Annotated in this window: 12 protein-coding genes; 1 reads left to right on the forward strand and 11 read right to left on the reverse strand. The window is 61.6% G+C overall.

Annotated features, from left to right (window positions below; translation table 11 throughout):
- Positions 1–61: 61 nt before the first annotated feature.
- The 5 genes from RlegSU303_RS25275 to araD all read right to left on the reverse strand — a co-directional run bounded on the left by RlegSU303_RS25275 (position 62) and on the right by araD (position 6,233).
- On the reverse strand, positions 62–967 hold the full coding sequence (locus tag RlegSU303_RS25275; protein WP_017996187.1) for a 5-dehydro-4-deoxyglucarate dehydratase: 906 nt from the start codon (positions 965–967) through the stop codon (positions 62–64).
- A gap of 17 nt (positions 968–984) precedes the next feature.
- Positions 985–2,502, reverse strand: a complete 1,518-nt coding sequence (locus tag RlegSU303_RS25280; RefSeq protein WP_131718440.1) for an aldehyde dehydrogenase (NADP(+)) — start codon at positions 2,500–2,502, stop codon at positions 985–987.
- A 61-nt stretch (positions 2,503–2,563) separates the two neighbouring features.
- Entirely contained in the window at positions 2,564–3,274 is a 711-nt protein-coding gene (locus tag RlegSU303_RS25285) for a ribonuclease activity regulator RraA (RefSeq protein WP_017956481.1), read from the reverse strand.
- A 22-nt stretch (positions 3,275–3,296) separates the two neighbouring features.
- Complete coding sequence (locus RlegSU303_RS25290) at positions 3,297–4,487, reverse strand: L-talarate/galactarate dehydratase (RefSeq protein ID WP_017956480.1); 1,191 nt, start codon at positions 4,485–4,487, stop codon at positions 3,297–3,299.
- Between the two features lie 9 nt (positions 4,488–4,496).
- Positions 4,497–6,233 (reverse strand): L-arabinonate dehydratase, encoded by a 1,737-nt coding sequence (gene araD / locus RlegSU303_RS25295; protein ID WP_017956479.1) that lies wholly within the window; start codon positions 6,231–6,233, stop codon positions 4,497–4,499.
- A 143-nt stretch (positions 6,234–6,376) separates the two neighbouring features.
- Here araD and RlegSU303_RS25300 point away from each other — a divergent pair, with 143 nt between their 5' ends.
- Positions 6,377–7,096: a GntR family transcriptional regulator gene (locus tag RlegSU303_RS25300; RefSeq protein ID WP_017956478.1), complete on the forward strand. Its 720-nt coding sequence runs from the start codon at positions 6,377–6,379 to the stop codon at positions 7,094–7,096.
- Between the two features lie 27 nt (positions 7,097–7,123).
- Here RlegSU303_RS25300 and RlegSU303_RS25305 read toward each other — a convergent pair whose 3' ends face one another.
- The 6 genes from RlegSU303_RS25305 to RlegSU303_RS25330 form a co-directional block, all read right to left on the reverse strand.
- A complete protein-coding gene (locus RlegSU303_RS25305) occupies positions 7,124–8,071 on the reverse strand; it encodes a 2-hydroxyacid dehydrogenase (protein WP_017956477.1) in 948 nt (315 codons plus the stop codon).
- The gene (locus tag RlegSU303_RS25310) at positions 8,068–9,702 is read right to left on the reverse strand and encodes an ABC transporter ATP-binding protein (protein WP_131718439.1); all 1,635 of its coding nucleotides are present in this window, start codon (positions 9,700–9,702) and stop codon (positions 8,068–8,070) included. Before RlegSU303_RS25310 ends, RlegSU303_RS25305 begins: the two co-directional genes overlap by 4 nt.
- A complete protein-coding gene (locus tag RlegSU303_RS25315) occupies positions 9,695–10,621 on the reverse strand; it encodes an ABC transporter permease (RefSeq protein WP_017956475.1) in 927 nt (308 codons plus the stop codon). The genes RlegSU303_RS25310 and RlegSU303_RS25315 overlap by 8 nt, the downstream gene beginning before the upstream one ends.
- A 3-nt stretch (positions 10,622–10,624) precedes the next feature.
- Entirely contained in the window at positions 10,625–11,539 is a 915-nt protein-coding gene (locus tag RlegSU303_RS25320) for an ABC transporter permease (protein ID WP_003550760.1), read from the reverse strand.
- A gap of 158 nt (positions 11,540–11,697) precedes the next feature.
- Positions 11,698–12,573 (reverse strand): DMT family transporter, encoded by an 876-nt coding sequence (locus RlegSU303_RS25325; RefSeq protein ID WP_131718438.1) that lies wholly within the window; start codon positions 12,571–12,573, stop codon positions 11,698–11,700.
- A 265-nt stretch (positions 12,574–12,838) separates the two neighbouring features.
- A complete protein-coding gene (locus RlegSU303_RS25330) occupies positions 12,839–13,120 on the reverse strand; it encodes a hypothetical protein (RefSeq protein ID WP_026158177.1) in 282 nt (93 codons plus the stop codon).
- Between the last annotated feature and the right edge of the window lie 53 nt (positions 13,121–13,173).

Here is a 13,173-nt window from a genome sequence, read left to right on the forward strand (position 1 = left end):
GGCCTTCAACCCAGGCGCTCCGAAGCACGGAGCCCTCAACCGTGTCTGGAACCCTTCATTTTTACTGGGCCGAAGCAATCAGTTCGCGCATCATCTCGACTTCCTCGTCGGTGAGATCCGTCAGCGGCGCCCGCACTGGTCCAGCCTCAAAGCCGCGCAATCGCACGCCTGCCTTGACCGCGGAGACCGCATAACCGGCTTTGCGATCGCGAATGCGGGCAAAGGGATAGTAGAAATCGCGCAGCATCTGTTCACAGGCCGCGTCGTCGCCGGCAAGGAATGCCTTGTGGAATTTCAATGCCGTTTCAGGCACGAAATTGAAGACCGCGGAGGAATAGGTCGGCATGCCGGCTCCGCGATAGGCCTGGGCAAACAGTTCGTGTGTCGGCATGCCGCCGATATAGGAAAGGCGGTCGCCGAGCGCGATCGTGACACGGCGCACCGTATCGATGTCACCGGTTCCATCCTTGAAGCCGATCAGATTTGGGCATTCGTCGGCAAGCTGAGCAAGCTGCTCGGCCGAAACCCGCGCCTGGCCACGATTATAAACGATAACGCCCATATTGGTGGCCTTGCAAACGGCCCGTACACGCGCGGCAATGCCATCTGCCGGCGCCTCGGTCAGGTAATGCGGCAGCAGAAGAATGCCGTCGCCACCGGCCGCCTCGATCTCGCGCGCCATGTCACAGGCAATCCGCGTGCCGTAGCCGCATCCGGCAATAACCGGCGCGTCGCCGGATACGGCGCGGGCGGCCTTTACCACCTCGACCACCTCGCCCGGCGTCAGCGAGAACAGCTCACCGGTGCCGCCGGCAACGATCAGGCCGGCAACGGGATAGGATGACAGCCATTCCAGATGCGCTGAAAACGGCTTGGCGGCAAACCGGTCCTCGGCATCGAAAGGCGTGACAGGAAAAGACAGCAGGCCGTTGCGAATGATCTCGCGAAGTTCCGTCGGGGCAATCAATTTGGTACTCCTCGGTTTCAGTTGCGCAGGTCTTGCGGCAACAGGTCGGCGGGGAAATTCTGATAGGCGACGGGGCGCAAAAACCTGCGGATCGACATGGTCCCGACGCTGGTCGCACCGAAGTTGGTCGAGGCCGGATAGGGTCCGCCATGCACCATGGAATCGACAACCTCTACGCCGGTTGGGAAGCCATTGACCAGCAATCTGCCTGCCTTCCGTTCGAGGATTGGCAGCAGGTCGCGGGCAAAGCCCAGATCGGCGTCGTCCATATGGATCGTTGCCGTCAGCTGTCCCTGAAAGCTTTCGGCAAGGGTGAGCATTTTTTCAGGCGAGCCGACGCGCACGACGAGGCCGAGAGGACCGAATACTTCTTCGCTGAGCGAGTGATCGGCAAGCCAGGCCGAGCCGTTGGTCTCGAACAGGTTCGGCGTTGCTTCGCGGCCGGCGCTCTGTGCCGCGAGAACCGGCGCGACGGCATTGCTTGTCCGCATGCGCTCGACACCTTCGTGATAGGCCGTGGCGATGCCTTTGGTCAGCATCGTCTGCGGCGCCACCTTTTCAAGAGCCGCCTTGGCGGCACTGGTGAACTTGTCGGCCTCCGGCCCGTCGACGATGACGGCGATACCGGGTTTGGTGCAGAACTGGCCGGCACCAAGCGTCAGGGAACCGGCCCAGCCTGAACCGATCGCCTCCGCCCGGGCAGCGGTAGCGGCCGGCAGCAGGAACATCGGATTAACGCTGCCCAATTCCCCGAAAAATGGGATTGGCTCAGGGCGCTGGGCGCAAAGGTCAAAGAGCGCCCTTCCGCCGGCAAGCGAGCCGGTAAAGCCAACGGCTTTGATGGCCGGATGCGTCACCAGCGCCGTTCCGACATCACGGCGCCCCCCTTGGATCAGGCTGAAGACGCCGGCCGGCATTCCGGTGCGCTCGATAGCGGCTGCAATTGCCTCGGCAATGATCTCACCTGTGCCGGGATGGGCTGAATGTCCCTTCACCACGACCGGGCAGCCCGCCGCAAGCGCGGCTGCCGTATCGCCGCCGGCCGTCGAGAATGCCAGCGGAAAATTCGAAGCGCCGAAGACGGCGACGGGGCCGATCGGCCGTTGCACCAGACGGATCTCGGGCCGCGGCGCCGGTTGCCGGTCGGGTTGCGCCGCGTCGATGCGCGCGTCGAGATGCGCGCCCTTGCGGATATGGTCGGCAAACAGTTTGAGTTGGCCGGTGGTGCGACCGCGTTCGCCGTTGAGCCGGCCCTCCGGGAGCCCGGTTTCCTGCGTTCCGATGAGGGTGACGGCCTCGCCGCGCTTGTCGATCTCCTCGGCGATTGCCTCGAGGAAAATGGCGCGCTCCTCGCGTGTCGTTGCCGCAAATGCTGCAAAAGCAGCTTCGGCGGCGCGGCAGGCGCGGTCGACCAGTTCCGTTGTGCCGACAGCGAAGTCATGTGCCTGCCCATGCGCCGGCTCGGACCGAAATGTCGTCGTTCCGGCAATCCACTCGCCGGCGATGAAATGCCTGCCTAAAGGGGTCCAGTTCATTGTTATTCTCCTCGGCGGAGCCTTGCTCCGTCCTGATTTCCGTTGTTCAAGATGCGCTGCCTTAGCGGCCATTCACCTTCCGCCATTCGGCAAAGAGCGTCAGATTGCTTTCGTCGGTGGCCGGGTAAAGGCCAATGATCGTGTGACCTTGCTTGACGCGTTCTGTCACGAAATCCTCGTAAGCGGTCATCTCCACTGCTTCATCGGCGATCTCGTCGGCGATCTCGGCAGGGATGACGATCACGCTGTCGTCGTCGCCAACCATGATGTCGCCCGGGAAGACCGCAACATCGCCACAGCCTATCGGCACATTGATGTCGATCGCCTCGTGCAGCGTCAGGTTCGTCGGGCTGGAGGGACGGTGGTGATAGGCGGGGATATCAAGGCCGCCGATCGTCATGGCGTCCCGGAAGCCGCCGTCGGTGACGACGCCGGCTCCGCCGCGCATCATCAGGCGGGTAATCAGGATGTCGCCGGCAGACGCTGCGCGCGGATCCTTGCGGCTGTCCATCACCAAAACAGCGCCGTCCGGGCAAGTCTCGATCGCAAGCCGTTGCGGATGTTTCGGGTTCCGAAAGACGTTCATCGCGTTGCGGTCCTCGCGCGCCGGCATATAGCGCAGCGTGAAGGCCGGTCCGACCATATTGCGGCCCTTCGGCTGGACCGGCCGAACATCCTGGATCGTCTGGTTTCTCAGGCCGCGCTTGAACAGGGCCGAGCAGAGCGTCGCAACGGAGACACCCATCAGTTTTTCACGGGTTGCGGGGTTCATACTTCCTCCTCCTCGTTCTCATTCAGGCGCCGAAGCTGCGGGTTTCCACAGTCCAGTCACGCGCCTTGCCTGTCAGGCTGCAGCCGAGTCCAGGACGAGCCGGCACGATCATCCGGCCGTCCTTGATGTCGAGTTGTTCGTTAAACAGTGGCACCAGCCAATCGAAATGCTCTACCCACGGCTCATGCGCATAGGCGGCCGCCAGGTGTAGATGGATTTCCATTGCGAAATGCGGGGCCAGGCGCATGCGTTTCGCCTCGGCGTGCGTGCAGATGCGCAGAAAGGGCGTGATGCCGCCGACACGCGGCGCATCCGGCTGAATGAAGTCGACCGCATCGGCCCGGATCAGCGCCATGTGCTCGTCGGCGCTTGCCAGCATTTCGCCGGTGGCGATCGGCGTGGCAAGTTCCCGCGCCAGTGCCGCATGGCCCTCGGCGTCATAGGCATCGAGCGGCTCTTCGATCCATTCGAGGTTGAGCGGTTCGACCAGCCGGCCGAAGCGCAAGGCCGTCGTGCGGTCCCATTGCTGGTTTGCATCGACCATCAGCGGGACACGGCCATCGATATGGCTGGTCACCGCATCAAGCCGGCGAAGGTCGATCATCGGGTCCGGCTGTCCGACCTTGATCTTGATGCCGCCGATACCGGAAGCGATCGAGTGGTCGATGGCATCGCGGATTTCCTCGACGCTCGATGACAGGAAGCCGCCGGAGGTGTTATAGCAGGCGACACTGTCGCGATGGGCGCCAAGCAGTTTTGCAAGCGGCAGGCCGGCGCGTTTCGCCTTCAGGTCCCAGAGGCAGATGTCGATGGCGGCGATTGCCTGCGTTGCGATGCCAGAGCGGCCGACCGAGGCTCCGGCCCAGCAGAGCTTGTCCCAAATGCGTGCGGTGTCGTTGGGGTCTTCGCCGATCAGGTTGTCGGCAAGCTCGCAGGCATGTGCATAAAGGGCAGGTCCGCCTGCCCGCTTCGAGTAACTGAAGCCAAGCCCACTATGGCCAGCCTCGGAGACGATCTCGCAAAACAGAAAAGCCACCTGGGTCAGCGGCTTCTGGCGGCCCGTCAAAACCTTGGCATCGCTGATCGGCCGCGCCAAAGGCAGGTAAACGAGCGACAGGGTGACCGATCGGATGGCGTCCAGCTTGGACGGACCGGCAGCGAAGCCAGCCTTGGGGGGCTGTGCGGGAATCGTACGTCGATCGGGATCAAACATCGTCGTGCCTCAGTTGATAGCCGGTTCCGGCGTCTTGCCACCGAATTGCGTGGTCAGGAAATCAAAGTCGCAGCCTTTGTCGGCCTGCTCGATATGGCCGGAGAACATGAACCCGTAGCCGCGCTCGTAATGCCGCGTCGGCGCCACCCAGGCGGCCCGCCGCGCTGTGATCTCTTCTTCGGAAACCAGCATATTGAGGCTGCGTGCCGGAATATCAAGCTCGACCATGTCCCCCGTTTTCAGCAGCGCCAAAGGCCCGCCAACATAAGATTCCGGTGCAACATGCAGCACGCAGGCACCGAAACTGGTTCCGGACATGCGGGCGTCCGAGATACGCACCATGTCGCGCAGGCCGAGCTTCAACAGCGCTTTCGGCATCGGGATCATGCCCCATTCCGGCATGCCCGGTCCGCCCTGGGGGCCGGCATTGCGGAGAACGAGAACGGTGTCCGGCGTCAGCGGATAGTCTGGATCATCGATGATCTTCTTCATCTCCGCATAGCTGTCGGCGACCAGCGCCGGGCCGCAATGGCGATGGAATTTCGGGTCGCAGGCCGCCGGTTTGATGACCGCGCCGTCGGGACACAGGTTCCCCTTGAGCACGGCCAGCGAACCTTCGTGATAGACCGGGTTCGACAATGGCCGGATAACGTCGTCATTGTAGATCTTCACTTGGTCCAGACCATCCACCAAGGGTTTGCCCGTCACGGTGATCGCGGTGGGATCCAGCTTGTCGCCGAGCTGCTTCATCAGAGCGCGCAGGCCACCCGCATAAAAGAAATCCTCCATCAGGTAGGTCGAACCGGAAGGCCGGATGTTGGCGAGAACCGGCGTCGTGCGACCGATGCGATCGAGATCATCGAGCTCCAACGGGACGCCGGCGCGCCGCGCCATGGCGATCAGGTGAATGATGGCATTGGTGGAGCAGCCGGTCGCCATGGCGACGGTGACCGCATTGTCGACGGCCGCGGGCGTGATGATCTGGTCCGGCGTCAGATCCTCCCACACCATATCGACGATGCGGCGGCCGCAGGCCGCCGACATGCGCTGGTGGTTGGCATCGGCTGCGGGGATCGAGGATGCGCCCGGCAGCGTCAATCCCATAGCCTCGGCGATCGCCGTCATCGTCGATGCCGTGCCCATGGTCATGCAATGGCCGTAACTGCGGGCGATTCCGCCTTCGATGCCCTGCCACTCCTCCTGGGTGATCGTGCCGGCGCGGCGCTCGTCCCAATATTTGAAGCCGTCGGTACCGGAGCCCAGCGTCTTGCCGGCATAGTTACCGCGAAGCATCGGGCCGGCCGGCAGATAAATGAAGGGAATGCCCATGCTGACTGCGCCCATGACAAGGCCTGGTGTCGTCTTGTCGCAGCCACCCATCAGAACGGCGCCATCGACCGGATGGCTCCGCAACAGTTCCTCGGTCTCCATCGCCAGCATATTGCGATAGAGCATCGTCGTCGGCTTGACGAAGTTTTCGGAAAGGGAAAGAGCGGGCAGTTCCATGGGGAACCCGCCCGACTGAAGAATTCCCCGCTTCACCCATTCGGCGCGTTCACGGAAATGCATGTGGCACGGCTGCGCATCGGACCAGGTGTTGATCACGGCAATGATCGGCTTTCCCTGCCAATCCTCCGGCGCGTAACCCATCTGCATGGTCCGCGACCGGTGGCCGAACGAGCGCTGATCGTCCGGCAGCATCCATCGGGCGGACCGCAATTGCTCGTAGGTTTTCCTCGCGGTCACGGCCTTCTCCCACCTTTTCGCTTGCTTATTTCAGCGTTTGCACCAACTGATATTTTAGTTTGACATATATATCAATGGAAAGTTTGCGTTCTTGTGCATTAGGTCGTGCAAAGCTATGAATGGAGTCGAAAAGGACGCCTCACATGAATTCCCAGTTCGCCTCTACATTCGGCCTGACCGCGCCCGGCTTCCCGGTCGTTGCCGGCAGTACCGTCCAGCGGGTCTATGATGATTTGCGAAAGCGCATCATCACCATTCAGTTGCCGCCGGACACCACGCTGTCGCGCACCGAGCTCACCGAGACTTATGAAGTCAGCCAGACTCCCATCCGTGACGCATTGCAGCTTCTCAAACAGGAGGGTCTGGTTCGCATTTATCCGCAGTCCCGCACTGTGGTGACCAGGATCGACGTCCTGCAGATTTACGAGGCGCATTTCCTCCGCGTTGCACTGGAAACGGAGGTTTGCCGCCGCCTCGCAACCGATCCGGATCCGGATCCGAGCGTCATTACCCGCGCCCGGTCGATCATCAAGATGCAGGCGGCAGTCGCCGACGACGCCGATCAGATCGCGATCTTCCAGGAGCTCGACGAGCTCTTTCACCAGACATTGTTCGCAGGCGCCAAGCGCAGCAGCCTCCACCAATTGATACGCGAGCGCTCCGGCCATCTCGAGCGTATTCGTCGCCTGCATCTGCCCGAGAAGGGCAAGATCGTCAGCATTCTCGATGGGCATCACGCCATCATCGATGCGATTGCCGCTCGCGACGAACAGGGTGCCGTCGACGCGATCCGTGAGCATCTCAGCCGCACCGTCGCAAAAGTGGAAGACCTGCGGAAGGAGTTCCCGGACTACTTCGTCTGATCCGCCCCGCCGCGGGTTTTGCCGGAGTCAATTGACCGGCGTCAGCAGCGGCCTGCCTGCGAAGAAGGCTGCAAGGTTGTCGACCGTCAATTGCGCCATCCTGTCGCGCGTTTCCTCGGTACCGCTGGCATGGTGGGGATAGAGCACAACGTTGTCGAGCGCTGCGAAGCGCGGATCGGGATTGGGTTCGTTGAGGTAGACATCGATGCCGGCCGAGGCGATCCGCCTTTCCTGCAAGGCTTTGATCAAGGCCGGCTCGTCGACCACGGTGCCGCGGGCAATGTTGATGAAGCTGCCGGTCGGTCCGAGCGCATTCAGCACGTCCGCCGAAATCAATCCTTCGGTCGCGGGGCCGCCAGGCGTCGCGACGATCAGGATATCGGCCCAGTCCGCCAGTTTTACCGGCGTGTCGAAATAGGCAAAATCGTTGCCGGCTTTCTTCGTCCTGCCGTAATAGCCGACCGTCAGCCCGACAGCTTCGCATCGCCCGGCAATGGCCATCCCGATGCGGCCGAGGCCGACGATCCCGGCCTTCTTGCCCGACGTCGATGTCGTCAGCGGCATCATGCCCTTCTGCCCCCAATCGCCGGAGCGCACATAGCGATCGCCTTCCGGCAGGCGCCGGCGTGCCGCCAGCATCAGAAGCAGTGCCATGTCGGCAACGTCGTCGCACAGCACCTCGGATGTGTTGGTGAGCTTGATGCCGCGCCGTGTCATCGCCTCGACGTCCATTTGGTCGTAGCCAGCCGAGGAACAGGCGGCGAGCTTTAATGCCGGCAATTTCGAAAGCAGGGCTTCGTCGATCGTCACATGGCCGTTGCAGACCAGTGCGGAAGAGACCGGGCCGGCTTGCTGCAAGAGAGCTTCCCGCTCTTCGCCTTTGACAAGATCGAGCCGGTGCAGCGTGTAGGTTTCCTCCAGCATCGCCATCTGATGGGGCCGGAGCGGATAGGCGACGATAACATCGGGCTTCATGCGGAAACGAGTCCTTCCTGTCGTTGGCGGGCGGCGCGTCGGGTGGCCTGGATCTCCGGATCAGGATCGAGGCTCGCGGCAAGAAGCGCCTGAGTGTAGGGGTGGGATGGCGCGTTGAAGATCTGTTCCACCGGCCCCTCCTCGACAATCTCGCCGGCCTTCATGACGATGACGCGATCGGCGAAATCGCGAACCACCGGCAGGTCGTGTGCGATGAAGAGGTAGGAAAGGCCGAATTCGCGACGCAGGCCCTCAAGCAAGGCGATCACCTGGGCCTGGATCGACACGTCGAGCGCCGAAACCGCCTCGTCGCAGATGATCAGTTTTGGCTCCATCGCCAGCGCCCGGGCAATCGCGATGCGCTGGCGCTGGCCGCCGGAAAACTGATGTGGATACCGGTCGGCCATATCCGGTTTCAGGCCAACCTTGACCAGCAGCTCGGCCACTCTTTCCTTCCATCTCGCTTTCGGCAGGATATCCGGGTGAATGACCCAGGCTTCGGAAATCAACCGGAATACGCTCATCCGCGGGTTCAGTGACTGGGTCGGGTCCTGAAAGACCATCTGCAAATCGCGACGCAGCCGGAATATTTCCCTCGGGGTCATCGCAAGCAGATCGTTGCCGCGGTAGAGAACCTGGCCCTCCTGCGGATCATCGAGGCGAACGATCGCCCGGGCAAGGGTTGACTTGCCGGAACCGCTCTCGCCGACAACGGCAACCGTCTCGCCGGGCATGATGACGAAGTCCACGCCCTTCAGCGCCTGGAATGCGCCGAAACTCTTTTTCAAGCCTATGGCGCGCAGCAGCGGTTCGCCCTGCCGGTCGCGCTCCTGCGCCATCGCGCCCTTCCCCGGTGCGGCAGCAATCAGCTTCTTCGTATAGGCGTTCTGCGGGTTGCGATAGACTTCGGCCGCGTTGCCGGTTTCGACCACGCAGCCGGAATTCATCACCACGACCCGGTCGGCGATCTCGGCAACGACGCCCAAATCGTGAGTGATCAGCAACAGGCCCATGCCGGTTTCCTGCTGCAACTCCTGCAGAAGTTCCAGCACCTGCGCCTGCACCGTCACATCAAGCGCGGTGGTGGGTTCATCCGCGATCAGGATATCGGGCTTGCAGGCGATTGCCATGGCGATCATCAGGCGCTGCCGCTGTCCGCCGGAGAACTGGAACGGATATTTTCGCATCGCCGCCTGCGCATCGGTTATGCCGACGCGCCCGATCAATTCGAGTGCCCTCGCGCCGGCGCGCTCCGCCGACTGGCCATGTGTCGTCATCATCTCGGTGATTTGCCAGCCGACCGGATAGACCGGATTGAGGTGGGCGAGCGGGTCCTGAAAGATCATGGCGATCTTGGGGCCGTTGATCGAGCGCCGCTCCTCGGGCGTCATTTTCAGCATGTCGCGCCCGTTGAGGAGAATGGCGCCGCTGGTGATCTTACCGGGCGGCATGTCGATCAGATTCATGACCGCCGAGGCCGACACGGATTTGCCTGAACCGCTTTCCCCAAGGATCGCCAGCGTCTCGCCGCGATCGAGATGCCAGCTGACATCCTGCACCGCCTTGACGGTCCCGCTGGCGGTGTGGAATTCGACCGAGAGGTCACGCACTTCCAAAAGATGATCAGCCATTTTTCCTGCCCCTCATTTCAAGGCGCCAGCGTTGCGTCGGATCGAGCGCGATGCGCAGCCAATTCGACAGAAGGTTCAGCGACAGCGTCGTCAGGATGATTGCAAGGCCCGGCCAGAAGGATAGCCACCAGGCATTGGTGAGATAGGGTCGTCCTTGAGCAACCATGAGACCCCAAGTGATCTCCGGCGCCTGAATGCCGATGCCCAGGAATGACAGGGAGGACTCCGCCAGCATGACGAAAGCGAAATCCAGCGTCGCGATGGTCACCAGCGTTGGGAAGATCACCGGCAGGATGTGATGGAAGACAATGCGCCAATACGATGCTCCCATGACCTTCGCCGCCTGCACGAACATCCGCTCGCGCACTTCCAGCACTTCGGCGCGCGTGGTGCGCAGATAGATGGGAATGCGGGTGATCGCCAGGACGAGGACGATGTTGGTGACCGAGGGCTCGAGCATGTAGAGCACGATCACCGCCAGAAGCAGCGACGGAAAGGACATGATAACGTCGCCGAGGCGCATGATCCATTGAGCCGCGGAGGAGCGGCTATAACCTGCCACCAGACCGAGCGCCGTACCGACGACAGATGATGCCAGTACGGCTGCCGCGGCAACCAGGATGGTATTTTGCGCCGCCACGATGACGCGGGCAAGAAGTGGCCTGCCCAGCGCATCGGCGCCGAGGACATAAAGCATCCCGCGGGTGATATCGAATGGCGGCGCGTTCCGGCCCCGCAGGTTCTGCTTGGTGGCGATGGCCTCCAGCAGGAACGGGCCAAACAGCGCACAGAGCAGAACGATCAAGAGGAACAGAGCCGCAAAAAAAGCGAGCTTGTCCGCCCACAGCATCGTCAGCCAACGCCCAATCGGGCCGCTTGGTTTTTTCTCGGCGAGGATTTGTGTGTCGGCCATCGTCATCGCTCAATACCGGATGCGCGGATCGAGCAGCGCATAGGCGATGTCGATCAACAGGTTCATGATGAAGATCGCCAGTGCCGAGACCATGATGACGGCCAGCACGACGGCGAAATCGCGAAGCAAAATGGAATCGATCATCAGCTTGCCGATGCCCGGAAAGCCAAACACCGTCTCGACGACGACTGCACCGTTCAGGATGGCGGCCGCCTGGTCGCCGATAACTGTGATCACCGGCAGCATGGCGTTGCGCAGTCCGTGAATGAAGATGATTGAGTTCGAGCGGACCCCCTTGGCGCGGGCCGTCTTCACATAGGCGGAAGACAGAACGCTGATCATCGAGCCGCGGACCACCTGAAGAATCAGGCCGAAAGGCCGGATGAACAGCACGCTGACCGGCAGGACCCAGTGCCAGAAAGTTCCCGTTCCCGATGTCGGCAGGACATGCAGTTTGACGGCGAAAATGACGATCGCCACAATGGCCAGCCAGAAATCCGGCGCCGCAGCGCCGATCAGCGAGAAGAAAGTGGCGAGACGGTCGAAGACGCCGCCGACGCGAAACGCCGCGAGCGAACCGATGACGATCGCGGCGACCGTGACCAGCGCCATGGTGATGACAGCCAGCCAGAAGGTCCAGACGAAGGCCTCCAGCACGACATCCATGGCCGGACGGGCCTGTCGCAGTGACTGACCGAAATTGCCTTGGGCAAGATCCGAGACATAACGACCGAACTGGATGATCAACGGATCGTTGAAACCGTTCATCTCACGGAATTGCTGGCGCATTTCGGTGGTCGCATCGATCGGCAGATAGAGGTCGGTCGGATCGCCCGTCAGCCGGGACAGGAAGAACACGATGACGATAAGCACCACGAGCGATACGCCACTGGCGATCGCGCGTTTGCCGATGAAACTCTTCATGCACTCCTCCCGAGTGAACCCCATGGGGGTCGTGATGTCCGGTTTCGTCTTCGTCTGTGCTGCCTGTGATACCCCTCCGGCAACAGGCACAGCTCGACGACCAGTCGCTAGAACTGAAATATTAGTGCATCTAAAATTTTTGTGAACCCCAAAAATGATCAGGGCTTGTCAACCGGCGGCTTGCGTCGCCATGTCATGCCGCGGGTTCCGATAATGGCCGCGCCGATGATCACCGCCGCGCCGATCCAAGTCTGTGCGGCCGGAACTTCCGAGAAAAATGAGAAGGCCATAAGGGCCACGATGGGCAGTCGGAGAAAGTCGAGCGGTGCCAGAACGCTTGCGGCCGCCATACCGAAGGCGCGCGTGATCAGCGTCATGTTGAGTGCGCCGAGTGCCCCTTGCAGGGCAAGCAGTCCGAGTTGGTTCCAGGTCGGCATTGACCAGACCGGCAGCATGATGATCAGGCCAAGCGGCACCGTCGCTATCAGATTCCATGCAACCAGCCGGTCGGCACTATCCCTCAACGCCATCCGCCGCAGCATCAATTGGCTGGCCGCCGTCAAGACCGCTCCTGCCAGCGCAAAAAGCAGCCATTGGTCGAAACCGGACGCTCCAGGGCGAATGATGATCATGACGCCGATAAAACCTGCGACAATACCGGCCACGCTGGAGATGCCGACATGCTCCTTGAGCACCAGCCAAGCACCGAGAACGAGAAACATCGGCATGGTGAAATTGATCGCCGTCGCATCGGCGAGTGGCGCGTGCGCAAAGGCAACGAACAAAGCAACCAGTGAGGCAAGCTTCAGACCCGCACGCACGACATGCAGAACACGATAGGGAGAGGATTTCAGGTCCACCCGTGACACGATCCAGGGCGTGACGATCAGAAGTCCAAAAAACGACCGGAAAAAGCCGATCATCAATGGATGCACGTCACCGGCCAGCAAACGCACAATGACTGCGTCGAAACTATTTAAAAAAGCGGCGGCCACCATCAAGCAGACGGCAAGTCCTGTGCGACTAGGCTGCATCACGCTTCTGACCGAACAAAGGTGAACCCTGCTATATCGGCTATTCGATACGGCAGCGCGTTGAACCGGCAATCCATGAGAAATAAAGCCTTCCTGGCGTGTCTGCTAGTCTCCCGGCTCCCAACGGTCTGCCGCGTTTGAGACCGCTCGTTCTCACCAAGGGCCGGCAGCATCCGTTATCTCCGGCGCGGATTAGCGGCTTTATCTCAACCCATCAGCCGCCGTCCACACCGACAGAGCGGATTGCTGACAGGGCCGCTCACGGCTAGTGGACCACTCCGTTCGTTTTCGCCCGGTTCGAGAACTGGTGAACGAGCATGATGCCCTGCTCAAGAAGCAACTCGGCTGCCTGCAGATCGCGCGGCGTGAGATCGCCGGATAGTCCACGGATCGTATTGGCGACGCAGATGGAGTTGGCGACGAAGCGGGCGTCGCCCTCACCTTCCGCCTCCTCGGCCGTTGCTTCCAAGGCGTCGGCGACGGTGTCGAGCAGGCTTGAGCGTTCGACAAGCGTCATGTCGCTCAGGGTTTTGGAAATGCCGTTCATGATTGTCTCCTCGCGCGTGCCCAAGGCGGATCGCAGCTCCAATTTCTCGATTT

Origin of the sequence: Rhizobium sp. SU303, assembly GCF_021052345.1 — a bacterium.
Taxonomy (GTDB): Bacteria; Pseudomonadota; Alphaproteobacteria; order Rhizobiales; family Rhizobiaceae; genus Rhizobium; species Rhizobium laguerreae.

Coding starts and splice junctions, on each gene's coding strand:
- RlegSU303_RS25330 (WP_026158177.1), bottom strand. CDS start 13,120: ATGAACGGCATTTCCAAAACCCTGAGCGACATGACGCTTGTCGAACGC.
- RlegSU303_RS25305 (WP_017956477.1), bottom strand. CDS start 8,071: ATGAAGCCCGATGTTATCGTCGCCTATCCGCTCCGGCCCCATCAGATG.
- RlegSU303_RS25280 (WP_131718440.1), bottom strand. CDS start 2,502: ATGAACTGGACCCCTTTAGGCAGGCATTTCATCGCCGGCGAGTGGATT.
- RlegSU303_RS25285 (WP_017956481.1), bottom strand. CDS start 3,274: ATGAACCCCGCAACCCGTGAAAAACTGATGGGTGTCTCCGTTGCGACG.
- RlegSU303_RS25290 (WP_017956480.1), bottom strand. CDS start 4,487: ATGTTTGATCCCGATCGACGTACGATTCCCGCACAGCCCCCCAAGGCT.
- RlegSU303_RS25320 (WP_003550760.1), bottom strand. CDS start 11,539: ATGAAGAGTTTCATCGGCAAACGCGCGATCGCCAGTGGCGTATCGCTC.
- RlegSU303_RS25300 (WP_017956478.1), top strand. CDS start 6,377: ATGAATTCCCAGTTCGCCTCTACATTCGGCCTGACCGCGCCCGGCTTC.
- RlegSU303_RS25315 (WP_017956475.1), bottom strand. CDS start 10,621: ATGACGATGGCCGACACACAAATCCTCGCCGAGAAAAAACCAAGCGGC.
- RlegSU303_RS25325 (WP_131718438.1), bottom strand. CDS start 12,573: ATGCAGCCTAGTCGCACAGGACTTGCCGTCTGCTTGATGGTGGCCGCC.
- RlegSU303_RS25310 (WP_131718439.1), bottom strand. CDS start 9,702: ATGGCTGATCATCTTTTGGAAGTGCGTGACCTCTCGGTCGAATTCCAC.